At 45.7% G+C, this 23,998-nt stretch carries 25 protein-coding genes; 18 read left to right on the forward strand and 7 right to left on the reverse strand.

What is annotated here, in order from left to right; translation table 11 throughout:
• The first annotated feature begins 79 nt into the window (after nucleotides 1–79).
• The 9 genes from HQQ92_RS03335 to HQQ92_RS03375 all read left to right on the forward strand — a co-directional run bounded on the left by HQQ92_RS03335 (nucleotide 80) and on the right by HQQ92_RS03375 (nucleotide 8,982).
• Nucleotides 80–343 carry a hypothetical protein gene (locus HQQ92_RS03335; RefSeq protein WP_105251637.1) on the forward strand — a complete coding sequence of 88 codons (264 nt, stop codon included), beginning with the start codon at nucleotides 80–82 and terminating at the stop codon, nucleotides 341–343.
• Nucleotides 344–442: 99 nt separating this feature from the next.
• Nucleotides 443–1,192, forward strand: a complete 750-nt coding sequence (locus HQQ92_RS03340; RefSeq protein WP_173243133.1) for an ABC transporter ATP-binding protein — start codon at nucleotides 443–445, stop codon at nucleotides 1,190–1,192.
• 11 nt (nucleotides 1,193–1,203) lie between these two features.
• Nucleotides 1,204–2,514: an ABC transporter permease gene (locus HQQ92_RS03345; protein ID WP_173243136.1), complete on the forward strand. Its 1,311-nt coding sequence runs from the start codon at nucleotides 1,204–1,206 to the stop codon at nucleotides 2,512–2,514.
• A gap of 10 nt (nucleotides 2,515–2,524) precedes the next feature.
• Complete coding sequence (locus tag HQQ92_RS03350; RefSeq protein WP_173243139.1) at nucleotides 2,525–3,724, forward strand: FtsX-like permease family protein; 1,200 nt, start codon at nucleotides 2,525–2,527, stop codon at nucleotides 3,722–3,724.
• Nucleotides 3,725–3,847: 123 nt separating this feature from the next.
• Nucleotides 3,848–5,326, forward strand: a complete 1,479-nt coding sequence (locus HQQ92_RS03355; protein ID WP_173243143.1) for a sigma-54 dependent transcriptional regulator — start codon at nucleotides 3,848–3,850, stop codon at nucleotides 5,324–5,326.
• Nucleotides 5,327–5,372: 46 nt separating this feature from the next.
• On the forward strand, nucleotides 5,373–7,061 hold the full coding sequence (locus tag HQQ92_RS03360) for an ATP-binding protein (RefSeq protein WP_173243146.1): 1,689 nt from the start codon (nucleotides 5,373–5,375) through the stop codon (nucleotides 7,059–7,061).
• A 298-nt stretch (nucleotides 7,062–7,359) separates the two neighbouring features.
• Entirely contained in the window at nucleotides 7,360–7,770 is a 411-nt protein-coding gene (locus HQQ92_RS03365) for a curli production assembly/transport protein CsgE (protein WP_131523186.1), read from the forward strand.
• Nucleotides 7,771–7,780: 10 nt separating this feature from the next.
• A complete protein-coding gene (locus HQQ92_RS03370; RefSeq protein ID WP_106649655.1) occupies nucleotides 7,781–8,176 on the forward strand; it encodes a curli assembly protein CsgF in 396 nt (131 codons plus the stop codon).
• Entirely contained in the window at nucleotides 8,176–8,982 is an 807-nt protein-coding gene (locus tag HQQ92_RS03375; RefSeq protein WP_105251644.1) for a CsgG/HfaB family protein, read from the forward strand. The genes HQQ92_RS03370 and HQQ92_RS03375 overlap by 1 nt, the downstream gene beginning before the upstream one ends.
• 147 nt (nucleotides 8,983–9,129) lie before the next feature.
• Here the strand turns inward: HQQ92_RS03375 and HQQ92_RS03380 are convergent, their stop codons facing one another.
• Nucleotides 9,130–9,735, reverse strand: a complete 606-nt coding sequence (locus HQQ92_RS03380) for a TetR/AcrR family transcriptional regulator (protein ID WP_173243149.1) — start codon at nucleotides 9,733–9,735, stop codon at nucleotides 9,130–9,132.
• Nucleotides 9,736–9,752: 17 nt separating this feature from the next.
• Nucleotides 9,753–11,177: a coniferyl aldehyde dehydrogenase gene (locus HQQ92_RS03385; protein WP_173243152.1), complete on the reverse strand. Its 1,425-nt coding sequence runs from the start codon at nucleotides 11,175–11,177 to the stop codon at nucleotides 9,753–9,755.
• Between the two features lie 226 nt (nucleotides 11,178–11,403).
• On the opposite strand from HQQ92_RS03385, the gene HQQ92_RS03390 reads away from it, so the two are divergent.
• The 3 genes from HQQ92_RS03390 to HQQ92_RS03400 all read left to right on the forward strand — a co-directional run bounded on the left by HQQ92_RS03390 (nucleotide 11,404) and on the right by HQQ92_RS03400 (nucleotide 12,936).
• On the forward strand, nucleotides 11,404–11,787 hold the full coding sequence (locus HQQ92_RS03390; protein ID WP_028761699.1) for an STAS/SEC14 domain-containing protein: 384 nt from the start codon (nucleotides 11,404–11,406) through the stop codon (nucleotides 11,785–11,787).
• Between the two features lie 108 nt (nucleotides 11,788–11,895).
• A complete protein-coding gene (locus HQQ92_RS03395) occupies nucleotides 11,896–12,327 on the forward strand; it encodes a universal stress protein (protein WP_028761700.1) in 432 nt (143 codons plus the stop codon).
• Nucleotides 12,328–12,498: 171 nt separating this feature from the next.
• A complete protein-coding gene (locus HQQ92_RS03400) occupies nucleotides 12,499–12,936 on the forward strand; it encodes a universal stress protein (RefSeq protein WP_028761701.1) in 438 nt (145 codons plus the stop codon).
• Between the two features lie 15 nt (nucleotides 12,937–12,951).
• Here the strand turns inward: HQQ92_RS03400 and HQQ92_RS03405 are convergent, their stop codons facing one another.
• Nucleotides 12,952–13,809 (reverse strand): ABC transporter substrate-binding protein, encoded by an 858-nt coding sequence (locus HQQ92_RS03405; RefSeq protein ID WP_173243155.1) that lies wholly within the window; start codon nucleotides 13,807–13,809, stop codon nucleotides 12,952–12,954.
• Between the two features lie 151 nt (nucleotides 13,810–13,960).
• Nucleotides 13,961–14,512, reverse strand: a complete 552-nt coding sequence (locus HQQ92_RS03410; RefSeq protein WP_173243159.1) for a DUF924 family protein — start codon at nucleotides 14,510–14,512, stop codon at nucleotides 13,961–13,963.
• 207 nt (nucleotides 14,513–14,719) lie between these two features.
• Between HQQ92_RS03410 and HQQ92_RS03415 the strand changes: the two genes are divergently transcribed.
• The 5 genes from HQQ92_RS03415 (at nucleotide 14,720) to HQQ92_RS03435 (ending at nucleotide 19,552) form a co-directional block, all read left to right on the forward strand.
• On the forward strand, nucleotides 14,720–15,046 hold the full coding sequence (locus tag HQQ92_RS03415; RefSeq protein ID WP_028761704.1) for a winged helix-turn-helix domain-containing protein: 327 nt from the start codon (nucleotides 14,720–14,722) through the stop codon (nucleotides 15,044–15,046).
• 25 nt (nucleotides 15,047–15,071) lie between these two features.
• Nucleotides 15,072–15,410, forward strand: a complete 339-nt coding sequence (locus tag HQQ92_RS03420) for a carbon starvation protein CstA (protein ID WP_173243162.1) — start codon at nucleotides 15,072–15,074, stop codon at nucleotides 15,408–15,410.
• Nucleotides 15,411–15,651: 241 nt separating this feature from the next.
• Nucleotides 15,652–16,941 (forward strand): NCS2 family permease, encoded by a 1,290-nt coding sequence (locus HQQ92_RS03425; protein WP_131523194.1) that lies wholly within the window; start codon nucleotides 15,652–15,654, stop codon nucleotides 16,939–16,941.
• 202 nt (nucleotides 16,942–17,143) lie between these two features.
• A complete protein-coding gene (gene proB, locus HQQ92_RS03430) occupies nucleotides 17,144–18,262 on the forward strand; it encodes a glutamate 5-kinase (protein WP_105251651.1) in 1,119 nt (372 codons plus the stop codon).
• Nucleotides 18,263–18,274: 12 nt separating this feature from the next.
• Entirely contained in the window at nucleotides 18,275–19,552 is a 1,278-nt protein-coding gene (locus tag HQQ92_RS03435) for a glutamate-5-semialdehyde dehydrogenase (RefSeq protein ID WP_173243165.1), read from the forward strand.
• Nucleotides 19,553–19,656: 104 nt separating this feature from the next.
• Here HQQ92_RS03435 and HQQ92_RS03440 read toward each other — a convergent pair whose 3' ends face one another.
• The 3 genes from HQQ92_RS03440 to HQQ92_RS03450 all read right to left on the reverse strand — a co-directional run bounded on the left by HQQ92_RS03440 (nucleotide 19,657) and on the right by HQQ92_RS03450 (nucleotide 21,711).
• Entirely contained in the window at nucleotides 19,657–19,965 is a 309-nt protein-coding gene (locus tag HQQ92_RS03440) for a hypothetical protein (RefSeq protein ID WP_105251653.1), read from the reverse strand.
• Between the two features lie 229 nt (nucleotides 19,966–20,194).
• Nucleotides 20,195–20,671 (reverse strand): Cys-tRNA(Pro) deacylase, encoded by a 477-nt coding sequence (gene ybaK, locus HQQ92_RS03445; protein WP_028759489.1) that lies wholly within the window; start codon nucleotides 20,669–20,671, stop codon nucleotides 20,195–20,197.
• Between the two features lie 119 nt (nucleotides 20,672–20,790).
• Entirely contained in the window at nucleotides 20,791–21,711 is a 921-nt protein-coding gene (locus tag HQQ92_RS03450; protein ID WP_173243168.1) for a DMT family transporter, read from the reverse strand.
• Nucleotides 21,712–21,999: 288 nt separating this feature from the next.
• On the opposite strand from HQQ92_RS03450, the gene dnaK reads away from it, so the two are divergent.
• On the forward strand, nucleotides 22,000–23,919 hold the full coding sequence (dnaK, locus tag HQQ92_RS03455) for a molecular chaperone DnaK (protein ID WP_105251655.1): 1,920 nt from the start codon (nucleotides 22,000–22,002) through the stop codon (nucleotides 23,917–23,919).
• Nucleotides 23,920–23,998: the final 79 nt, after the last annotated feature.

The following is a 23,998-nucleotide window of genomic DNA, read 5'->3' on the forward strand; positions in this document are numbered from 1 at the left end:
AATCTGATGAATTTAACAGCGCAGTGATCAAGGTGAATGACGAAACCTGCTGCGACATGGATAAGAATAGGAGCCGGATATGCGTGATAAACAATTTGATATCAGCATGTTGATGTCATCCAAAGTGTTTGGAGTACTAGCCTTATTATTACTGGTGGTTGCGGTGGAACTAAGTATCGGTGAGGCCAATAGCTGGTTTTTCCTCGGACTCAATTTGTTGGAATGGAGTAATCCTTTGGATGAGTTTCGCCAAGTGGGTGAGGTTTCAACCGAAACTGCCAACCTTATGCTGGGCGCTTTTATGTGGTTTTTAGAATGTGTCGTTGAGCCATTCTTTGGCTGATAAAGGTGTGCTGATTACGGTCGTACATGAGTCGATGCCTAAGGTGTAGACGCAGAGTCTAGGCGCCAAAATAGATTTGATTATTTAAAGGAAATTAACATGTTATCAATGAAGAATGTGAGCAAGGTTTTTAAAACGGATTTAGTAGAAACCCACGCCCTGCGCGATTTTAACCTCGAGGTGAACGAAGGCGAATTTGTCGCAGTCACAGGTCCTTCTGGCTCGGGTAAAACCACCTTTTTAAATATTGCAGGTTTACTCGAAGGTTTTACCCACGGCGACTATTTTCTCGATGGGATTAACGTCTCTAACTTGAGCGATAACAAGAGCGCCACTATCCGGAATGAAAAAATTGGCTTTATTTTCCAAGGTTTTAACTTAATTCCCGATCTTAACTTAGCTGAGAATATTGAAGTGCCGCTGCGCTATCGTGGTTTTAATGCCAAGGAGCGTCAACGTCGTGTACAAGAGGCATTAGAGCAAGTGGGCTTAGCTTCACGGCTCCAACATTTACCTACTCAGTTGTCGGGTGGACAACAACAAAGGGTGGCGATTGCTCGTGCTTTGGCGGGGGAGCCACGTTTCCTGCTCGCCGACGAACCTACGGGAAACCTCGACAGCCTAATGGCACGTCAAGTGATGGAATTACTCGAAAATATCAATCAAGCGGGCACGACCATTATCATGGTGACGCACGATCCTGAACTCGCTCGCCGCGCCCAACGCAACATTCAAATTGTCGATGGTCAAGTGTGTGATTTTACTATGTATCATCAAGGTCATCGACATGTCAGTGACATCACTGCTGCGACTGATATCGACAAACTTGTCGCCAACGCCGACCGTTAAGGATATGCATTATGTTCTTTTATTATGTTGATTTAGCTTGGCGCAGCATTAAGAAAACCCCGGTGCTGTCGCTGTTAATGGTGTTGGCGATTTCGATTGGTATTGGTATCACGATTACTACGTTAAACGTGTACAAGATGATGTCATTTAATCCTGCGGGTGAACGCTCTGATGAGTTAAATGCGGTACAGCTTTGGAGCCAAGGTCCTGATTCTTGGGATGAGTTAAACTCGTTAGTGACTTACCAAGACGCGATGAATCTGCGCAACAATACCTTACCTAAAAGCCAAGCTGCGATGTTTCGCACTGGGATGGCAGTGCAAACGGAGGATGCCAATTTTGCGCCTATTTTAGAAAGCATTCGGGTGACGGACAGTGACTTTTTTAAGCTGTTTGACGTGCCATTTTTGTACGGTAATGCGTGGGATAAATCCGTCGACACTGAACCTGCTTATCAAGTGGTGATTAACGATAAACTCAATCAAAAGTTGTTTGCGGGTCAAAACAGTGTTGGCAAAGTTATCTATCTTAATCGTAAACCTTATCAAGTGGTGGGGGTGATTGATGCTTGGGATCCTAAGCCTAAATATTATGATCCCACTAACGGTGCCTTTAACGACACGGAACAAATTTTTGTGCCGTTTTCGCTGACGCCTATCGAAGAGTTTGATGTATGGGGTAACACGTCGGGTTGGAAGTTTGAGACGATGAATAGTTACAGTGATCGCCTTAACTCTGAAAAAGTGTGGCTGCTGTATTGGGTTGAGTTACCAAATAAAGACGCAGTAGCCAGTTACCGTTCTTGGCTCAGCAATTATGTAGCGGAGCAAAAAGCCCTAGGCCGTTTTACGGATAATAAATCTGCCGCTGACTCAGTCAAAGTATCCGATGTGGCAACTTGGCTTGAATACAATCATGTGGTGCCCGAAGACAATAAAATCTTGGTTGGCTTGAGTGCGCTGTTTTTAAGTGTTTGTTTAGTCAATATATTAGGTTTAATGCTGACAAAGTTCCTCAAGCGCGCACCCGAAGTGGGAGTGCGTCGCGCCATTGGTGCTAGCCGTGGCCAAATCTTCGCTCAATACATGGTGGAAGTGGGCATGATTGGCTTATTCGGTGGTTTGCTGGGACTCGCTTGGGCCTACGCTTCGCTTTATGGGTTATCGGCCCAGTTTGAGGTCGCGAAGGGGTTAACCCATTTATCGGCGAGTATGTGGATTATCACCCCAAGTATTGCGGTAGGCACAGCCTTGTTGGCTGGCTTGTATCCCGCATGGGTGGTGTGTCGCACTAAACCTAGTGTTTATCTGAAAAGCCAGTAAGGGACTCATTATGTTGCATATTAAACCTATTCTCAGCAGTTTATTGCGCAGTAAAAGCGGTCCAGTCTTACTGCTTATTCAGATTATCTTGTCTGTGGCGATTGTGGCGAATGCGAGCTTTATTATTCAAGAGCGTTTAGCCCTGATGCAGCGTGATTCGGGGATTAAAGAGTCAGAAGTCTTGACCTTTAGCTTGTTCAACTTCGATCCATTGATTGATAAAACCGCGCAAAACAAAATTGATCAGCAAATTTTGCGGGGGCTGCCCAATGTGATTGATGCGACCTCAACCAATATGTTGCCGTTAAGCGGTGGCGGCTGGTCGAGCACGTTAAATCTGGGCCCCGACCCAGATAGCGCTAAATCGACACCGCAATTTGCCATGTATTTAGGGACAGATCACACCATTGAGACCTTAGGAATTAAGCTGATTGAGGGGCGTAACTTTTACCCCCATGAACTTAAGGATAACCTCGATAGCCCTAGCCGATTAGCGATCATCTCCAGTACGTTAGCGAAAGCCATTTGGCCTGATGAATCCGCACTTGGCAAAGTATTGTACGAAGGTAAGGATGCGCAGATCACTGTGATTGGCGTAGTCGAAAAACTGCAAGGCGCGTGGATTGACAGTTCTAGCCTTGAAAATAGTGTGATTCAAAATGTGGATTATGGCAGCAGTTCTTACATGGTACGGGCCAAACCTGAGTTTCACGCCGAGCTTAAAGACGCGATAAAAAAAGCGCTGCTGGCTGAGAATCCAAACCGAGTGCTCGATGGCTTTAAGTCAATCGAGGCCTTAAAAGATAGCTCATACCGAGATCATAAATTGATGATTACTGTGTTAACTATGATGGTGGTGTTGTTATTGCTTATCACCTCGCTCGGTTTAACGGGCATGGTGATGTTTAATATCCAGCGCCGCACTAAGCAGATAGGTACCCGCCGCGCATTGGGTGCTAAAAAGCGCGATATTATCAGTTACTTCCTCGTGGAGAATTATTTGATTTGCTTAGCGGGAGGCGTGCTTGGCGGCTTGTTAGCGATACAGTTAGGCCAACAGTTGATGAAAATCTATAGCTTGCCTATGTTGGACTTAAGCTACCCACTAATTACTGTGGCAGGTTTGTTTATTGTCACCACGTTAGCGGTTTACTTGCCAGCGCGTAAAGCGGCAAATATTTCGCCAGCAACCGCAACTCGCAGCGTATAACTGAATATTTGATGTCACTCAAGGTGCGATAAAAGCGCGACAAAAGTGCGATAACAATAGGATGTTATTGCACTTTTTGTTACTTTACGGTTAACAGTTTTACTTAGGACAACACTCACACTTATGGATACTATCCTTATCGTCGATGACAATCATGCCATCTGCCAAGCCCTAGGTTTGATGCTAGAACTCAATGATTATCGGGTGCTGATTTGCCATAGCCCAGAGGACGCCCTTGGGTTATTGACGACGCAAGATGTGGATTTAGTGATCCAAGATATGAACTTTACCCGAGATACCACCTCGGGTGAGGAAGGTCGGCAGCTGTTTTACGCCCTGCGCGAACGCCAAGGGGATTTGCCGATTATTTTGATGACGGCGTGGACCCAGCTCGAAACGGCTGTTGAATTAGTCAAAGCGGGCGCTGCCGATTATATGGGCAAACCTTGGGATGACGCTAAGCTACTCAATAGCATCACTAATCTGATTGCGCTTTATAAACTCTCCCGTGCTAACCACCGCTTGGAGCGGGTGAATCATCAACGCCAAGTGGCGATCGCCGATGCGGATCTCTGCGGTATTGTCTTTGGTAGCGGTGCTATGCAACGTTGTATTGACTTAGCCTTGCAACTGGCACGCTCCGATGTGTCGGTCTTGATCACTGGCCCCAATGGCGCGGGTAAAGACAAGCTTGCCGATATTCTCCACGCCAATTCACCCTTAAAAAACAAACCTTTTATTAAGGTTAATGTCGGCGCCTTGCCGATGGATTTATTAGAGGCCGAGCTGTTTGGTGCCGAGGCGGGCGCTTTTACTGGCGCGACTAAAGCGCGTATTGGCCGTTTCGAAGCGGCAGACGGCGGCACGCTGTTTTTAGATGAAATTGGCAATTTACCTTTGTCTGGGCAAGTGAAATTATTGCGGGTGCTACAAACCGGCGAATTTGAACGCTTAGGAAGCCATAAAACCCAGAAAGTAAAAGTGCGGGTGATCAGTGCGACCAATGCGGATCTGGCCCAAGATATCGCTGAAGGGCGATTCCGTGAGGATTTGTTTTACCGCTTAAACGTGATTGAACTGGCATTGCCACCGCTGAATCAACGCATCGATGATATTTTACCTTTAGTGCAGCATTTTATTGGCAGCGATTTTAGCTTGAGTAAACCTGCGTTGCAGGCGTTATTACAGCACCGCTGGCCGGGAAATGTGCGCGAGCTTGAAAACGCCTGTAAGCGAGCCGTATTGTTGGCGCAAAGCCATGTGTTGACTGAAGCTGACTTTGGTTTGGCGACTGTTGCGAGTGTCATCAAATCGGCTTCCAGTGTTTCGGCTGTATCTGAGTCGCGGCTATCTGGCTTGAGACAGTCTGATCCTCTGCCTGTTTATTCGCCCGCTTCCATCCCCGTAAATACCGCATTTTATCATGAGTCTGTTCGTGCCCAAGTGTCAGATGCCAATGAGGCGATAGACGTGAGCCGAGAAGATATCGAAGCGGCGTTAAAACAGCATCATGGCGTAATTGCTCGGGTGGCAAAAGCGCTTGGACTCAGTCGCCAAGCGCTGTATCGGCGGATGGACAAGTTTGGTTTAGATAAGTCATAGGCTAAGTGCAGATGCTAGGGTAAAGGCTATCGATTAAGGAATCTGAGTGTTAATTCGAACTAAACTTATCATTTTTTCAATGGCTTGCTGCGCCTTTGGCGTCTTGCTGAGTTTTGCTTTGGTGAAGTATATCTCACCCGATGCTTCGTCTGTTGCCACGTCTAACACGATTGAAATCCCTGATGTGAATGTGCAACTGGATTTTGCAGAGCTTGAGAAAACGGTCGCCTCCATCGAACTCGCCCTTAACAATAGTGAGCAATTGCAGGAGGCTGCGGCGATGCAAGCGCACCAGAGGGCCGAGCAGATTAAAGCCGAGCTGCAAAAGCTTGAACAACTTAAACAAGAGCAGTTACAAATAAAACTCTTCAAGTTAGAACAACTTAAAGAAGGGCTGTTTAATTCTATTCCTCATGTGGTTGAGCCTTTACGTGTAGAACCGCTATCCATTTTACCGCCCAAAGCACCTGTATCTCCTGCGATATCCGCTGAGATAGCTAAGGGAGAGCGTGTCTCGAGTTTGACCTTAGGTGAAGGTTTGATCGTGTTGCTTCTCGCTTGTGCTGTCTGTGGTTTAGGTATTGCTTGGTTGACTCGACATCTCGGCCGCAGTTTAGATTCCCTTGAAGTCGGCTTGCTAAATTTTAGTGATAATGACTTTAGTGTGAGTATTCCTGAACATGGCGAAGGTCAGCTCAAAACCTTAGCGCAGTTATTTAACCATTCGGCGGCAAAATTGCGCCAAGAAAGGCAGTACATTTATCAGCGGGAGTTATTACTGGATAAGGTGATTCAAAGTTCTCCCAATGTGATGTTGTTACTGGACGATCATCAGCGGCTCATTTACGCCAACGATGCGGCGCGTCACCTATTTCATAAAAAGGGCAGAATGGAAGGCTTGAGCTTAGATGAATTGCTGGTGGATTTGCCCGAAGTATTGGCCTTAGCGCTTAAACATGAAAAGAACGGACTCTTCGCCATGGGTGAAGATGATGTGGAAACTTGGTATTTAAGTCGCGGCCAATTTTTATTGAATAACCAACAGCATAACTTGATTTTGCTCAAGCAGATGACCCGCGAGCTCAATCGTCAAGAGGTGGCAGTATGGAAAAAAGTCATCCGCATTATTAGCCATGAGCTCAATAACTCAGTCGCGCCCATCGCCTCTATGGTGAACTCCGGCCGACTGCTCACCAAAGATATCGATAATCCCAAGCTAACCTTAATTTTCGATACCATCGAGAATCGCACCAGCCATCTAAGCCAGTTTATCTTCAACTATGCTCGTTTTGCTAAGTTGCCGCTCCCGCAACGGCGTCAGGTGAATTGGACGCAATTTACTGCCCAGTTAACTCAGCATTATCCCTTTAAACTCATTCATGAGTTACCTGAGGTTGATGGTTTTTTCGATCAAGGACAGATGGAGCAAGTGCTCCTCAATTTACTTAAAAACGCCCATGAATCTGGCTCAAACCCCGAGGATGTCACCCTGTCGATTCGGTATCAAACCTTAGTGGATGGTGCAGGTTTTAGTATTGTGATTGAGGATCGCGGCGCAGGTATGTCTGGTGAAGTATTAGAGCAGGCGCTACTGCCGTTTTACTCAACAAAACAATCGGGTACAGGCTTAGGTTTACCTTTGTGCCGTGAAATTATCGAAGCCCACGATGGCAGTATTAGCATGCATAATCGCAGTGACGGTGGCCTGTTGGTTCGACTATGGTTACCACAATAATGCTCGCGTTTTGAATAAACACCGTAATGCGACTCTTAAGTCGCATTTTTATTGCTTATCTTATCCGCTTGTTTAATGCATAACTCCTATCCTCAACAGCCTCTTGGCGTATTAGCCAAATGGGCTATTTTTGCCTTTTTACCTTAGCTCTTCGGGCTAATTTGCCCCCTAGCGTAATGACGGGAGATCTTTAACCCTGTTAACCTGTTTTATCGAAAATTTGCGTTAAAACTCACCTTGTTCTAACAGAGGTTAGCGCGGTTTTTAAGGTTCGATTAAAAAGGTTAAGGAGGGATAAGTGAAACAGTTAAAACAGCGTCTGCTTACTTACGTTTTATGTCCATTCCTGCTGCTGGCTTCCCCTATCACTATTGCCGATAACGACATTGAAATTAGTGGCTTAGTAATAGATAGAACCTTGACTCGGTTTGGTAAGGACTTTGGCTTTTACTACTCAAGCTATTGGCGCGAATTGCCCTTTACCCAAGGCTTTAACGTCACTCTATATGAGACAGTGTTTCCACAGGCTGGAACCGTTTTAACCTTAGAGGTAAACGGGACTCGGATTTACACCACCCATTTTGGTCGTCGTGCAAATCCGATTAAAGAGAGCGCAGAGCAGGCGATTTTGCTTACGATTGATTATTTAGCGCAAGTCAGAGCCAATGCAATAACAGGTGATTTTTCAGGAACATCGGACGACTTTTAGGATAATAATAATGACATACAGGACGTTACTTGCTCTTGTCACGCTATGTGTGGCAAGCAGTGGCCAAGCCACTGAATTGATTTATACGCCAGTGAATCCCAGTTTTGGCGGCAATCCACAAAATGGGGCTTTCTTATTAAATAAAGCCCAAGCCCAGAATGACAATAAATCTACCTCGACCGAGAAGGACTTTGTCACCCGTTTTAAAGAATCCCTAGAGCGTAATATCATTAACTCAATCACCCGCGGTGTTGCTGATGGTGAAATTACCGATGGTGTTTACGATACAGGTGATTTTCGGATTGAAGTGGCTTCAACGGGAAATGGCGTGATGCTAACTATTACTAATACTGAAACCGGTGAAGTCACTGTGATTGAAATGCCGACATTTGGAGGAGTCAACTAATGGCCCGTCTAGTGTTAGTGAGTTTATTACTGCTAAGTGTGTCGGCCTGTAGCCTGATCTCCAAACCCGATTTAAATATCACGGCTGCCGAGGTTAACCCCTTGAGTGAGGTGATGCGTGGGCTGCAAACTCAACCAGGACCTAAGTTTCCTATCCCTGTGGCCGTGTATTCCTTTCGCGATCAAACTGGCCAATATAAGCCGCAGGCTAACGTGAGTTCGTTTTCGACCGCGGTTACTCAGGGCGCAACATCGATGTTGATGCAGACTTTGCTCGACTCAAAATGGTTTACACCCGTTGAGCGTGAAGGGCTACAAAATTTGCTTACCGAGCGTAAGATCAGCAACAAACAGAGCGGTACTAAGGGCGATGAAGTGCCCGTATTATCCACCGCCAGATTGTTACTCGAAGGTGGGGTGATTAGTTATGAGACCAACACTAGCACTGGTGGTAGCGGTGTCGAATACTACGGTATTGGCGCCTCTGAAATGTACCGTGAAGATCTGGTGACCATTTATCTACGCGCCGTGGATGTACACACAGGTAAAGTCATGATGTCGGTCTCAACCAGCAAACGTGTTTTATCCCAAGAAATGCGTGCGGGCTTGTTCCGTTACACGAGTTTAAATCGACTCGCTGAGGCTGAAGTCGGTTTTACTACCAATGAGCCAGTGCAATTTTGCGTATTACAAGCCATTGAATTGGCGGTCGCTGAGCTGATTGATAAGGGCATCAAACAAGGTTACTGGAGCCCAACTCAAGTGGCGCAGCCAGCAGAAAAAGCCCAGGAGTTGAGTCAGGGCTAGGTGCCTGAAAGTCGGTATTAGATGCTAGAGCAAAGCAGGCTTCTGCTTTAGCACTTAGTCGCGATAGCGAAAAAGAAAACCGAGCCAGTTAAGCTGACTCGGTTTTTTATTGCAGTTATTGCAGCAGTCAGTTGATATTTGGCTATTTTAGTCCGTTTGCATGGCCTTCCAAAACAGTTCAAAACTGGCATCGCGGTATGTTCTATCTGTCCCCAAGTGCGGATTATCGATAAAGAAACGCGTTGCTGCTAGATATTGGCCGTGGCAGTTTTCTAGCATCAATTCCACTGGATAATGGGCGATTAGCCCCATCATTTGTCCCTGCTTAATGAGTTCGCTAATAAAGCCTAAGATGCTATTCATCGCTTGATCGCGCACCTTAGCAGCAATCATGGGCGACATTGAATATTGCTGAAAAAACAGTTGTTTGACAGGGTTATCCAGCGACCAATCTATCGCACTTTGCCATAGTTGTAGGGCATTGTGTTTAAGATCGCTGCCCTTATGGGTGTTTAACAGTAAGGCATCGGCAAATTCTTGTTTTATTGTAAGAAACAAAGATTCCATCAAGGCTTCCTTAGAAGGGAAGTGATGGAACAAGGTGCCCGTTGCTACACCTGCTTGTTTCGCAATCGAGGCGGTGGACGTGCCATGAAATCCTTGGCTGACAAAGAGCGCTAAAGCAGTATCGAGAATAGCTTGGCGTTTATCAGTCATGGTTTTAATGGGTTGTGTTGTTGATGGTTTATTCAAGATTTATCCCCCAATGACTAGCGCAAAAATAGCTTCATTAAGATGCGCTGGATAAAAGTGCCGTAGGGCGGGTGCACAAATTTGCCTGTGTTGAATCGGCCACGGCTGAGTACCGTTTTAGCATGGCTGAAGGTCAAAAAGCCTTCCTTGCCATGGTAATGCCCCATGCCCGACGGGCCTATTCCGCCAAAGGGCGCATCGTCGGCGGCGACATGAAACACGGTTTCATTGATACAAACACCGCCAGAATGGGTCTGCTGGAGGATCTTTTGCTGAGTTGGCTCATCGAAACTCATCACATAAAGCGCTAAGGGTCTGGCTCTGTGGTTGATGTACTGAATCGCTTCATCTAAGGTGTCGTAGCTAATAATCGGTAACAATGGGCCAAAAATTTCCTCTTGCATCAATAGCATGTCTTCACTGGTGTGAGTTATCAACTGAGTTGCGAGTTTACGATGTTGGCTATCTATGGCTTCGTCAGTTGCTGAAATAACACGGGCACCTTTTGCTTTGGCGTCTTCGAGCACTGTCATCAAGCGGTCAAACTGACGTGTATTAATGATGCTGCCATAGTCCTTATTGTGGTTAATGGTGCCGTACATGGCCTTAAACTTAGCTTGGTAGGCGGCGATAAAGTCATCCACCTTGGTTTTAGGGCAAAGCACATAATCAGGGGCTACGCAGATTTGTCCGGCATTCAAACACTTACCGTAAATCATTCGTTCTACTGCTATCTCAAGCGGCATATCGGGGGCGATAATCACAGGCGATTTACCACCCAATTCGAGTGTTACTGGGGTGAGATTATTCGCTGCGGCGCGCATCACATGGCGGCCGACTGTGGTCGAGCCTGTAAAGAGTAAATGATCGAAGGGCAGGGCAGAAAATTGGGCGGCAATGTCCGCCTCACCTTCAACAACCGCCACGTGGGATTCATCGAAGACTTGTGCCAATAACCGTTTGATCACTTGGTTGGTCGCTGGGGTAAATTCTGACATTTTGAGCATGGCATGATTACCCGCGGCAATAGCAGTCACTAGCGGGCCAATTGACAGCATGACGGGGAAATTCCAAGGCACGATAATACCGATCACCCCCAAAGGTTGATAATGCACTGTGACTTTGGCGGGTGCGAGTAAGATGCCCGCATGGCGAGCGCTGGGCTTGAGCCATTTTTTGAGGTTTTTCAAGCTGTAATTGATGTTGTTGATGACAGGCATAATGTCTGAGATCAGGCTGTCATCAATCGATCTATGGCCGTAGTCTTGGCTTAAGGCTTCGACTAAGGGTGTTTGAAATTGCAGTATGGCCGCCTTAAGTCGAGTTAATTGCTCCACTCGCGTAGCGTAATTAGGATTCGGCGCCGCTAAATAACTGCTGCGTTGGCGTTGGAGCAACTGAGTCAGTGGCGAAGTATTAAGGTGTTCGGTGGCCATATTCATAGTGGTTGCTCCAAGGGAAATGGTAGGCTGAGTCTTATTCGGTACTTTATTTAAGTAATCGTCTAGATTGAGTCTTTTATTAAATCAGTACCGACTGATTAGTCGGTTTATCCTAGCTTGCTTAGTGAGATGGTGCAAGGTATCTGGTGTATTTTTGAGCAAGATCACGGCTTGTTGTGGCGTTAGCTTTTACACTAAATCAAGGGTTGTTACATAAGGAGTATGTATGGCATTGTTAAAGCACGGAATTTCGATTGGTATTGAGCGTTACGGTGATGATGATTTTTTCGTTACCTTTAAAGCTATCGGTACCTTAACTCATCAAGACTACGAAATGATGGTGCCTGTGTTGGAGTCTGCATTAGCTGGGGTGAAAGATCCTGATATCTTCGCCTTGGTAGATGTCACCGAGTTGGAAGGCTTGGAACTACAGGCCGCTTGGGACGATCTCAAACTTGGGGTGAAGCATATTCGTCATTTCGAGAAAATAGCCATCGTCGGTAAGACGACTTTGCAGGAAGTGTTGGCTAAATTGGCAAACTGGTTTACGCCTGCTGAGGTAAGGTTTTTTGTTGATAATGGCGATGCTGTTGCTTGGCTAAGAGACTAAGGTTGTGAGATGAAGTTTGTGGTCTGCCAATGCGCTAAATCGGGCGTTATAGCAGCGCCGTAAAGATTCACCCAGCAATCCATTCGCGCCATAGAAGGAGTACAAATTATGCGTACAGGTCAAATACTCTGGCCCACAGATTTTTCGGAAACTGCGGCCCATGCACTGAGCTATGCCATTGAAATGGCTAATCTATACCATGTAGGGCTAAAAATTTTACATGTGGTTGAACAGCCGATCGGTGATGAAAACTTTATGATTCTATCTATTACCCCTGAAGAACTTGCTAAAAGCATGGAGGAAGCGGCGGCAACTAAAATGCGAGCACTATTGGATGGATTGAATACTGAGCTTCCCATCACTACCTTGATCCGCCGTGGCGATCCTGTCTATCAAATTTTAGAAGAGGCCAACAGTAAAGACATTGGCATGGTAGTAATTGCTAGCCATGGCCGAACTGGGATTTCGCATTTTTTACACACCAATGTCTCAGAAGCGGTGGCGAATGGTGCAGCTTGTCCTGTGCTTGTGGTTAAGTAACTGGCTTTGACTCTATAAATCCAAAGGGCGCTTATAGCGTCCTTTCTTTTTGATTGATAAAGAATAATTAATTGAAATGGGTACGCAAGAAGCATAGCAAACTGCTATAAAATAGTGGTATTTTGGCCTTAATAATTAGCTTAATTAAAAACTCAAATGATGGATAAGCTTATGCGTACTCAAGAAGTGTTATGCCCTACGGATTTTTCATCCACTGCGGCCCATGCGTTAAAATATGCGGTTGAAATGGCAAATGTTTATCAAGTCGATATTCGGTTGTTGCATGTGACTAGCCCTGCCCGTGGCGCCCATTGTTATGGTATTGCGGTCGATATTCCCGCTACATTGGAAAATGAACTCAAAGCTTTCGTTGATGCAAAAATGCAAAGTTTGCAGCAGGAAATGCAGCAGAACCTTACCGAAGGGCTCAATATTAAGTTAGTCGTGCGCCATGGTGATGCTATTGATGAGATTTTAGCGGAAGCCGTTGATGTGGGCATGGTGGTTATCGCTAGTCATGGTAGCAGCGGTTTAGCTGACTTTTTAAAACCCCACGTTACACAGGATATTGTTAAGTATGCTAAGTGCCCGGTGTTGGTGGTGAAATAACACTATGGGATAAGTTTAGTAGGAATCATTTTTGATCATTTTAGGTTCTGTTAACTTAGTCGACGCCTCTGCTTCATTGTCAAATGACATCAGGCGTCGATACTTTTCCTGCAGAGCCACTAAGCTGCCATCTTGGGTAATTTGTTTGAGTCCCGCATTAAAATCATCCCGAATTTGTTCACTGAGAAACGCGAACTTGTATTCTGTAGGTGGGAATATTTGGTGGCAAATCGCCTGTTGTTTTAAGTCTTTCTCAGTCAGTTTGCCCTCAAGATAGGCCTGCTTTAAGTAGTATTTGAAAATATTTTTATCCATCACAACGACATCGGCCCTGCGCTTCATCAGCATATAAACCTGCTGCACTTGCCTCGCTTGTTCTTGGTAGCCGCTATTGGTCTTAACCATGTTGGCAAACTCTTCCCCCAGTAACGATGATGCACGTTGAAAGGCGACGACTTGTTTGTTGTTTAAATCGTTTATGCTATTGATGTTAAATTGATTGCTTTCTAGGCTAATGGCGCAGTTTTGGTAGGTTATCGCAACGTTTGAATAAAAAACGTTGTTAATCATTCCTTCTTTGATGTTGATGATGCCATCGAGTTTACCCTCCCTGAGTTCATGGAAAGTGCGCGCCAGTGGTAAGTAGTGGATAGAAGCTGTATGGCCTTTAACGGCGAGGGCTTGGTTAAGTAATTCGAGTTCGATCCCGCTATTTGTTGCTTGGATGACATAGGGCGGGATAGACAGGCTGACGCCTATCTTAATTTCAGCCGCTTGGCCGAGCTGAGCGCCGCATAGGATGAGTAACCCCATCAATTTATAGCGGTTACGACGAGCCACTGAGCTATTTGGCTTATTGAGTTTATGCGCCATAAGTTACCAACACCTCCGCGGTATACACTTGTAACTGTGTTTGATACTCGCCAAGTCATTCCATGACTTTCTTGAGTAAGTGTAGTGTGTCTGTGAACTCAGCACGGCTTTATTTATCAAATACACATTAACGCTTTAACCTATTACAGGCTCAAAAGGATGAGCCCGGTTCAGTTAGAAAAGCAATTTCCTCCGCAGTAGACTCCCTGCCTAAGATAATATTTCTATGTGGATAGCGGCCAAACCTGTCGATAATCACTTTATGGCGCAGTTCAAACGTTAGGTTTGTTATCGCAGCTTCGCGATTAAACAGTTTTACTGCTACTTGGTGAATGGTTGCCGATTCGCTGTGCATATAGGGCATAAATAGAAAAGGGACTTGTTTGGATTTTAGTGCGGTATCGACCCGTTGGGCAACGGCTTCTTGGGCGAGCACTAAGGCGATGGTATCAGCTTCGAAAGCGGCAGGCGTATCGCGGTAAATATTACGGGAAAATTGATCGAGCACTATTATCTCAGCCAATCGACCTTGAGGCGTGATTCGCCAATGTGAAAGTTCTCCCCGTTTAGCTTGAAGTAGTACACCTTCGAAGCGCTGTTTGATCTGGGTATCAAATTCAACATCTTTAATCCACCAGAGCTTTGGGTCAATGTCTTCAAACCAAAATGTCAGTATTTGGTCTGCTGTGATTGTCTGGCTCATTTTAGCCTTTCTTCATAGGTGTTGAGTGATATTAGAAATAACAGTTGTTGGGGGAGGATGACAAGTCGTTTCGTTTGATTTAAGTGCAGATTTGTTATCTGATGATCTTGTCGCGAACCGTAAGTATTTAGCATTGGCTATTGCCTTATTGACTGAATATAAAGTAGTTTTGATGATAATTACTTTTGTTTCCAGATAGGTCATCCTATGTCACTTTCAATGCCAGCATCCCAACAGGTTTCAAAGCAAAATAAGGCGTTTCTGCGTAAGTTATATTTGGCGCATTTAATGGATGATGACCGCCATAATCTATTATCACTCAATAAGTTAACCGGAATGCCTCGCCGAACTTTACAGGATGCTATCGCAGCTTTTGAGGATATAGGTATTCGAGTCGAGTTTGTGCAGGAAGGCAGCCGTAACAATTCAGGTTATTACCGCATAGTCACTTGGGGGCCGATCAGTAGCGCTTGGGTCGATACCCATCTAAGCGAAATCGCTGAGCTGATAGGGTTTTACGAGAAGTCAATTTAAACGCTGTTTGTTACCAAGGACGAATTTGAGAACTCTTCAACTGTTAGGTTTTATTCTTGCCATCGCAGGCGTCATTTTGGGATATATAACGCTAGCATCTATTGACGGTCAAACATCTGAAGCTTCTGCTGGGGCTGCGGGTTTAGGCATGATTTTTATGGTATTACCAGCCTTTGGCTGTTCTACGTTAATGTTGGTACCTTCTTCTTTAACATTATGCAAATCAGAAGTAAGGCTACGTACCTATTTTAAAGGGAGTTTTTGGTTGAGTCTGTGGAAATTGAATTTAGTTATTTCTGCTGTATATATTCTTGTTACTCTTTATGTAGGCTGTTTATGGCTACAAATCAGCATTGGTCGCTAACGAGAGAATCATCTTGTTCATAATATGTTCATTTTTTAGGCTTAACCTTCAACGCGAATCTCACCCGAGGATATTGCATTCGTTTGCATAGATATTTGAGCATTTTCTCTTCGTTACTCCTTTGCCAATTTTCTGGCCTGACCAGCCTAAACTCCCTATAATCGGCTGCAAATGTCATCACGTTACATAGTGTTCACATCTAAATACCCTACATACTTAAAATAAAAAGGAACCTTGTTCCATGTTAGAAAAACTGTTCAAACTGAAACAAAATCAAACGAGCCTCAAGCAGGAAGCGGTCGCAGGTTTGACAACATTTATGACGATGGCCTACATCATTTTTGTGAACCCAATGATGTTAGCCGATGCGGGCATGGACCATGGTGCTGTATTTGTGGCGACCTGTTTGGCGGCGGCTGTCGGCTGTTTGGTTATGGGGTTGATGGCGAATTATCCAATTGCGCTTGCTCCAGGTATGGGACTTAATGCCTTTTTTACCTACACAGTCGTGGGTGAAATGGGTTACAGCTGGGAGACTGCGTTAGGCGCGGTATTCCTGTCGGGAATTTGCTTTTTAATCTTGTCCTTAGTGCGTATTCGAGAATGGATTGTAAATAGTATTCCCATGTCGTTACGTATCGGTATTGCTGCAGGTATTGGTTTGTTCCTTGCACTGATTGGCCTTAAGAGCGCCGGTATTGTGGTGGCAAGTCCTGCTACGCTAGTGACGCTGGGCGATATCACGGCATTTCCGGCGGTTATGGCTGTGCTGGGCTTTTTCCTCATTATTGCTATGGTGCAGCGGGGAATGAAGTCAGCGGTGATTGCCAGCATTCTGATTATCACTGGCCTAGGATTAGTGTTTGGTGATGTGCAGTATCAGGGCATTGTATCAATGCCACCTTCAATCGCACCTACATTTATGAAGATGGATTTATCCCAAGTATTTGAAGTAACTATGCTATCAGTCGTTTTTGCCTTCTTATTTGTGGATCTCTTCGATACCTCTGGCACCTTAGTGGCGGTTGCACAGCGCGGTGGTTTTCTCGATGATAAAGGCCGTTTACCACGTCTGAATCGTGCCTTAACCGCTGACAGTTTAGCAACGATTGCGGGGGCGGCTTTTGGCACTTCCACCACGACAAGTTATATCGAAAGCACCGCGGGTGTGAGCGCAGGTGGTCGTACTGGTTTAACGGCCGTTGTGGTGGGATTACTCTTCATTGCTGCGTTATTTTTATCGCCATTGGCGGGGATGATCCCGGCTTATGCGACTGCGGGTACACTGTTTTATGTAGCGATTTTGATGATGTCGGGACTGGTGCATGTCGAATGGGAAGATTTGACTGAAGCCGCGCCTGTGGTGGTTGTGTGTATATTAATGCCGCTAACGTTTTCTATCGCGACGGGCATTGCCTTTGGGATCATCTCATATGCAGCAATCAAATTACTCACAGGTCGCTTTAGCGATCTTAATGTGGGCATTTTAGTATTAGCCGCATTGTTTGTAGCTAAGTTTGTCTATGGTTGATGCTGTCGATTAATTCACCTGCACAGTAAAAACTCGCAGCGTAGATTGTTTACATTTTTTGAGGGCCATCTAATCGATGGCCCTTTTTAATGCGCGATTCTAAGCAAAAACGAAAATTTATCTCGAGTTAATAACTCCTTGCTACCAATTACTCAGCGGATTAGGTATAAGGATTGTTCGGTTATTTTGTTACAAATGAATAATGAACTTAAGTGAGATTGCGTATCGCCGCGTGGTAGTGAAGTTAGGGACGAGTGTGCTGACCTCTGGCAGTAAACAGCTAGATAAAGCCCACATGGTTGAGCTTGCTCGTCAAATGGCCGCACTGATGAAGTCAGGGGTCGAAGTCGTATTATGCACCTCAGGGGCAATTGCCGCTGGGCGTGAACATCTCCAATACCCGACGCTGCCCGACACTATGGCCAATAAGCAATTGTTAGCCGCTGTCGGGCAAAGTCAGTTGATCCTCGCTTGGGCACAACTCTTTAGTATTTATGGGCTGCATGTGGGCCAATTGCTGCTGACCCGTGCCGACTTGCAGGATAGGGAGCGTTACCTTAACGCCCGCGACACGCTCAATGCCTTGTTGGCCAATAATATTGTGCCGATCATCAATGAAAACGATGCCGTTGCTACCAATGAGATTAAAGTGGGCGATAACGACAATTTATCGGCGCGCGCAGCACTCTTATGCGATGCTGACTTATTGATTTTATTGACGGATCAAAAGGGCTTATTCGATGCCGATCCGCGCACTAACCCGAACGCTAAGTTAATTTCACAAGTGGTGAAAATTGACGATAGTCTGCGTATGCTGGCGGGCGGTTCTGTATCGGGTTTAGGCACAGGTGGTATGTCGACTAAATTGGAAGCGGCGGATATTGCTCGCCGTGCTGGTATCGAAGTGGTTATCGCCTCTGGCCATCACCCTGATGTGATCAAAAAAGTGGTCGCCAAAGAGTCTGTCGGTACTCACTTTAGTGCCATCGAAAACCCGCTCGAAAGCCGCAAACAGTGGATTCTAGCGGGACCTGCGACTCAAGGTTCTTTAGTGCTTGATGCGGGCGCGGTCAAAGCCGTGACTGACAAGGGCCGCAGTTTATTGTCTAAAGGTATCGTAGGCGTTAAAGGTCAGTTTGAACGTGGTGCGACGCTACAATTAGTTGATCAACAAGGTAAAGTGATTGCTAAAGGGATGACACGATACTGTGGCCAAGCCCTGAGTTTGATTGCAGGTAAGCATTCCGACGAGATCGAGTCTGTACTCGGTTACGATTATGGTGACGCAATAGTGCACCGCAACGACATGGTTGTCTTATAAGCGAGGTCTATTTTGAGTCAAATGAATCAAGATCAGTATTTACAGCAACTTGGCCAAAATGCCAAACAGGCCAGTTATGCTTTAGCCAACTTAACGGCGAGCCAAAAGGCTGACTTACTCGAAGCTATTGCCGATGCGCTGACTGCAAACTCCGCCGCCATTTTAGCGGCTAATGCTAAAGACGTTGCCGCCGCTAAGAACGATGGATTAACTGAGGCGATGATCGACAGACTGTTGCTCGATGATGCGCGTTTAGCGGGCATTATCGGTGATATCAGCGATGTGATCCGCCTTGCTGATCCCGTGGGCGAAGAGTTTGGCAGCAAGTTATTAGATAACGGTTTAAGGTTGACTCGTCGCCGCGTACCGCTGGGCGTGATTGGGGTTATCTACGAGGCGCGCCCGAATGTGACTGTTGATATCGCGGTACTCGCCCTTAAAACGGGTAATGCGGTGATCCTCCGTGGCGGTAAAGAAACCCTTGAATCGAATAAGCTTATCAGCGAAGTGATCCGCGGCGCGATTGTCGCCCAAGGTTTGCCCATAGATGCGGTGCAATTTATTGATTCTTCAGACAGAGCCCTAGTGACAGGTTTACTTAAGCTCGATCAATATGTCGACATGATAGTGCCGCGTGGCGGTCAAGCGCTGCAACGCTTATGTGCCGAGCAAGCGACGATTCCAGTGATTTTAGGCGGCATTGGTATTTGCCACTTGTATGTCGATAAAAATGCCGACCTTGAGCGTGCCTTAGGCGTAATCGCTAATGCCAAAGTGCAGCGTCCAACTGTGTGCAATGCTCTTGATACCTTGCTGGTGGATGAGCGCGTGGCGAGCAGCTTTGTACCGCAAATTGCCGAATATCTGCATCGTCTAGGCGTGCGTTTTTCAGTTTGTGACACAAGTTTTAGACTACTGGATGGTTTAGGGTTCGATGTGACGCTTGCTAAGTCTGAGGATTTTGGTATTGAATGGCTGTCATTAACCTTAGGTATCAAAGTCGTGAGCGATATCGATGCTGCCGTTAGTCATATTCGCCAGTATTCTAGCGGCCATTCGGAAGCCATTTTGACCGATGATATTCATGCAGCGGCGCACTTTATGAATGAAGTGAACTCAGCAGCCGTGTATGTGAATGCCAGTACTCGTTTTACCGATGGCGGTCAGTTTGGTCTTGGCGCTGAAGTGGCTGTGAGCACCCAAAAACTGCACGCCCGCGGTCCAATGGGGCTTGAGGCATTAACCACATATAAGTGGTTAGCTTGGGGTGATTACACCAGTCGTGTTTAGCGGTAAATACCGATAAACCCAAAGCCGTTAACCTACTACGTTGACGGCTTTTTTGTTTGCGGTATCCAACTGAATAGCGATATTAATGTGTTTGGCTAACGAGTTTAGCTGCTTATGGTGAGCGGGGTATAAGTGGCAAGTAACCAGATACAGAAAAATATCGTTGACATAACGACAGTGAATTTACGAAAGGCCTTGATGTATTCCAAGGTATAAATAAAGTACTTTTCTTGTACTCTGCGAGTGAGTAAAACCGAAGGCAGCATAAAACTGCAATAGAGCATGACTACCATAGTGGTAAAACTGTTTCCCCAGAAATGCTCATAAATAAATAAGGCGATGCAGAGTAGCATGGCGCACCAACTGATAGGGCTGATGCTATTTTCTGGATTCCATTGGGTTGATTTTTCCATCTGACTATCCTTAGTCGATTTGTACCTCAGTACAATTTATAGACGGATATCTCGGCTTTATCAAACGCTTTTCACTTTAGACTCAGTACGCTGGCCAGTTTGTTGCCGTTTGAGCCTTGTTCACCATTTATTTAATATGAGCGCGTACAACTTAAAGTGGAGTGAATTGCTTATTTAACGTCGAATGACTTGTGCTTAAATGTGGCCTGGATAGCTTAAAGCATCTAGCTTAAAGTGTCTTGATATCGGCAAATTCGCCTTTGCAAAGCAGGGCTAAGTCTGTTGCCGCTAAGCTTATCTCTAAACCGCGTCTGCCGGCGCTCACATAAATCCTGTCGAAGCCTTGAGCGCTGGCATCAATCAAGGTTGGTAATTGTTTCTTTTGCGCTAAGGGACTAATACCGCCGACCAGATAGCCTGAGGATTTTTGTGCTAGGTCGGCATCGGCCATTTGTAGTTTCTTTTGTCTTAAGCATTTAGCTACGGCTTTTAGATTAAGCTGATGATCGACGGGCACGAGCGCAACGGCAATCGGCGCATGGGCTTTGTCGATGGCAACTAAAAGGGTTTTAAATACTTGCGCGGGTTCAAGCCCTAGGGTGTTAGCGGCTTCTTCGCCGTAGGCGGCGCAGTGTGGATCGTGGCTGTACTCTAAGATATCAAACGCAATCTTGGCTTTTTTCGCCAATCTGACGGCCGGGGTCATTTTATACTCCTTCACAAAATGGAGGATATTAGCGCTTAATCTTGGCTTAAAATGTTAGCCAGCTCTTTTAATTGGTTCATTGCCGTGAGCTAACATTATTTAAGGCTGTTACTCAACGATTATTCCGCTAGCTTTGTGCTTATCTTGTTTTTACGCTCTAAATAACGGGGCAGAAGTTGCTGCAACATCATCCCCGATAAAATAAAGGCTAGGCCGAGATAGGTTGCCATCGCAATCGTTTCCTGCAAAATCCACGCGATAAAACCAATCGACATCACTGGGGATAAAAACACCATAGTGCTGATGTTCGCGGTGCGAGTGGCTGTTTTCAGCGCCATTAACCAGAGCACGAAGGTAATGCCCATCTCAAATAAGCCCACATACATACCTGCAAATATCGCCTTAATACTAAAACTGGGCAGGGTATCTGTCAGCACTAAGGTGACGGCAATAAAAGGTAAGCCGATAAGAAAACTCAATAATAAACTGACCACAGGATCGCCTTGATCTTTAGTGTTGACGATCCAATATAGGCACCAGAGTAAAGTGCTGGTGAGAGCAAGACCGATACCGAGTGGGCTATCAAAACTAAAGCCGCTGATATCGCCGCCGGTAGCAATGATAAACACGCCTGTATAGGCAATCAGCGCCGCAGCTATATCGCTCTTACGCAAATGTTGCTTTAACAAAGGCGCGGCAAGTAACGGCAGTAATACCGCCCAAGTGTAATTAAGTGACAACGCTTGCTGCGCTGGCAGTAAGGAATACGCTTTAAATAGCACGACATAGTAAAGGAAGGGATTGATGAGTCCAGTCACCAGATAAAACATGGGGCGGCGTAAAAACTGTTGCTTGAGTAAGGAAAGCTTTTTTTGCCAAGCAAGGATTCCGGCAAGGGCAATAATCGAAGTGAGTACGGCAACAAACACCAGTTGCAGCGGTGTGTAGTAACTCAAGGCAATCTTAAAGGCCGTGGCCACTGTCGACCAGAGAAAGATCGCCGCCATGCCATACACGTACGCTAAATTCGAAGACTTCACTCTGCTACCTTACGAGGATAAACATCCGCCAAATGTGGGCAGATTGAATAACAGCTTTGGTTGATAAGCAAGACTATTTTATGTGATTGGATATTTTATCCCGCTGTAGATGCGAGAAAGATAAATCAGAAAATTTTTTTGTTCGCCCTTGTAATTAAATTCCCTGTCCCAATATAGGTATCAAGGCAGAGAAGGTGGCCAACGATGGACTTGATATTTAAACCGTCTAGCCCCATATCAAAACCAACTAAACAAATTTAGATTGAATGAAATTTTTCGGAGGACCTCATGGGTAAAATTATTGGTATCGACTTAGGCACAACAAACTCTTGTGTAGCTGTCCTCGATGGTGGCAAAGCACGTGTGTTAGAAAACGCTGAAGGCGATCGCACAACCCCGTCAATCATCGCTTATACAGATGATGAAACCATTGTCGGTTCGCCAGCAAAACGTCAAGCTGTGACTAACCCGACTAACACATTCTTCGCGATTAAGCGTTTGATTGGTCGTCGCTTTAAAGATGACGAAGTCCAACGTGACGTGAACATCATGCCATTCAAAATCATTGCAGCCGACAACGGTGATGCATGGGTTGAATCGCGTGGCAACAAGATGGCTCCACCACAAGTTTCTGCAGAAATCTTGAAAAAGATGAAGAAAACCGCAGAAGACTTTTTAGGTGAAGAAGTAACAGAAGCGGTTATTACTGTTCCTGCTTACTTTAACGATTCACAACGTCAAGCGACTAAAGATGCGGGTCGTATCGCAGGTCTTGATGTTAAACGTATTATCAACGAACCAACGGCTGCAGCATTAGCCTACGGTATCGATAAGAAACAAGGCGACAACATTGTTGCAGTATACGATTTAGGTGGTGGTACATTCGATATCTCTATCATCGAAATCGACAGCAACGATGGCGACCAAACATTTGAAGTGTTGGCAACCAACGGTGACACCCACTTAGGTGGTGAAGACTTTGACAACCGTTTGATCAACTACTTAGCTGACGAATTCAAGAAAGAGCAAGGCTTAGATCTGCGTAAAGATCCATTAGCAATGCAACGTCTGAAAGAAGCAGCAGAAAAAGCGAAAATTGAACTTTCAAGCACCAACCACACTGAAGTGAACCTGCCATACATCACGGCAGACGCAACAGGTCCTAAGCATTTAGTGATTAAAATCACTCGTGCTAAATTGGAATCGCTGGTTGAAGACTTGATTATCCGTACATTAGAGCCACTAAAAGTTGCCCTGGCTGATGCAGATTTATCTGTAACAGACATCAACGAAGTGATTCTAGTGGGTGGTCAAACACGTATGCCTAAGGTTCAAGAAGCAGTGACAAACTTCTTCGGCAAAGAACCTCGTAAAGACGTGAACCCAGACGAAGCGGTAGCCGTAGGTGCTGCAATTCAAGCGGGCGTACTGTCAGGCGACGTGAAAGACGTATTACTGTTAGACGTAACACCACTGTCTCTTGGTATCGAAACCATGGGCAGCGTGATGACTAAGTTGATTGAAAAGAACACCACTATTCCTACTAAGGCGCAGCAAGTGTTCTCAACAGCCGATGACAACCAAAACGCAGTGACGATTCACGTACTGCAAGGTGAGCGTAAGCAAGCGAGCGCGAACAAGTCATTAGGCCAGTTCAACTTAGACGGTATTGAGCCAGCTCCACGTGGCCAGCCACAAATTGAAGTGATGTTCGACATCGATGCCGACGGTATTCTGCATGTGTCTGCGACAGACAAGAAAACCGGCAAGAAACAAAACATCACCATCAAAGCCTCTTCTGGCTTAAGCGAAGAAGAAGTGGCACAAATGGTACGTGATGCCGAAGCTCACGCAGATGAAGACAAGAAGTTTGAAGAGTTAGTGCAAGCACGCAACCAAGCTGACGGCTTAGTCCACGCGACTAAGAAACAAGTGGAAGAAGCGGGTGATGCATTGCCAAGCGAAGATAAAGAGAAAATCCAAGCTGCTATGGCCGCTGTTGACACTGCCAGCAAAGGCAATGACAAAGAAGCCATTGAAAAGGCAACTCAAAACTTGATCGAAGCATCTGCTAAGCTGATGGAAATCGCTCAAGCTAAGTCTCAAGCTCAAGGCGGCGACAATGCCGACGCGGGCAAACAGGCTAACGCTGCTGCCGATGACGTTGTCGATGCTGAATTCGAAGAAGTGAAAGACGACAAGAAATAATGACTTGTTTTCAATCAAATAGATTGATTTCAAAGCGTTAATTTCTAGGCGGGCGTTACGGGGCAACCCTAACGCCCGT

The organism is Shewanella sp. DC2-4 (assembly GCF_013248875.1).
Classification (GTDB): Bacteria; Pseudomonadota; Gammaproteobacteria; order Enterobacterales; family Shewanellaceae; genus Shewanella; species Shewanella oncorhynchi.

What these genes read in the sequence shown, in the direction of transcription:
- ybaK (WP_028759489.1), bottom strand. Translation starts at nt 20,671, where the DNA reads ATGACCCCGGCCGTCAGATTGGCGAAAAAAGCCAAGATTGCGTTTGAT.
- HQQ92_RS03355 (WP_173243143.1), top strand. Translation starts at nt 3,848, where the DNA reads ATGGATACTATCCTTATCGTCGATGACAATCATGCCATCTGCCAAGCC.
- HQQ92_RS03390 (WP_028761699.1), top strand. Translation starts at nt 11,404, where the DNA reads ATGGCATTGTTAAAGCACGGAATTTCGATTGGTATTGAGCGTTACGGT.
- HQQ92_RS03340 (WP_173243133.1), top strand. Translation starts at nt 443, where the DNA reads ATGTTATCAATGAAGAATGTGAGCAAGGTTTTTAAAACGGATTTAGTA.
- HQQ92_RS03345 (WP_173243136.1), top strand. Translation starts at nt 1,204, where the DNA reads ATGTTCTTTTATTATGTTGATTTAGCTTGGCGCAGCATTAAGAAAACC.
- HQQ92_RS03405 (WP_173243155.1), bottom strand. Translation starts at nt 13,809, where the DNA reads ATGGCGCATAAACTCAATAAGCCAAATAGCTCAGTGGCTCGTCGTAAC.
- HQQ92_RS03375 (WP_105251644.1), top strand. Translation starts at nt 8,176, where the DNA reads ATGGCCCGTCTAGTGTTAGTGAGTTTATTACTGCTAAGTGTGTCGGCC.
- HQQ92_RS03415 (WP_028761704.1), top strand. Translation starts at nt 14,720, where the DNA reads ATGTCACTTTCAATGCCAGCATCCCAACAGGTTTCAAAGCAAAATAAG.
- proB (WP_105251651.1), top strand. Translation starts at nt 17,144, where the DNA reads ATGAACTTAAGTGAGATTGCGTATCGCCGCGTGGTAGTGAAGTTAGGG.
- HQQ92_RS03335 (WP_105251637.1), top strand. Translation starts at nt 80, where the DNA reads ATGCGTGATAAACAATTTGATATCAGCATGTTGATGTCATCCAAAGTG.
- HQQ92_RS03400 (WP_028761701.1), top strand. Translation starts at nt 12,499, where the DNA reads ATGCGTACTCAAGAAGTGTTATGCCCTACGGATTTTTCATCCACTGCG.
- HQQ92_RS03425 (WP_131523194.1), top strand. Translation starts at nt 15,652, where the DNA reads ATGTTAGAAAAACTGTTCAAACTGAAACAAAATCAAACGAGCCTCAAG.
- dnaK (WP_105251655.1), top strand. Translation starts at nt 22,000, where the DNA reads ATGGGTAAAATTATTGGTATCGACTTAGGCACAACAAACTCTTGTGTA.
- HQQ92_RS03385 (WP_173243152.1), bottom strand. Translation starts at nt 11,177, where the DNA reads ATGAATATGGCCACCGAACACCTTAATACTTCGCCACTGACTCAGTTG.
- HQQ92_RS03410 (WP_173243159.1), bottom strand. Translation starts at nt 14,512, where the DNA reads ATGAGCCAGACAATCACAGCAGACCAAATACTGACATTTTGGTTTGAA.
- HQQ92_RS03440 (WP_105251653.1), bottom strand. Translation starts at nt 19,965, where the DNA reads ATGGAAAAATCAACCCAATGGAATCCAGAAAATAGCATCAGCCCTATC.
- HQQ92_RS03370 (WP_106649655.1), top strand. Translation starts at nt 7,781, where the DNA reads ATGACATACAGGACGTTACTTGCTCTTGTCACGCTATGTGTGGCAAGC.
- HQQ92_RS03350 (WP_173243139.1), top strand. Translation starts at nt 2,525, where the DNA reads ATGTTGCATATTAAACCTATTCTCAGCAGTTTATTGCGCAGTAAAAGC.
- HQQ92_RS03395 (WP_028761700.1), top strand. Translation starts at nt 11,896, where the DNA reads ATGCGTACAGGTCAAATACTCTGGCCCACAGATTTTTCGGAAACTGCG.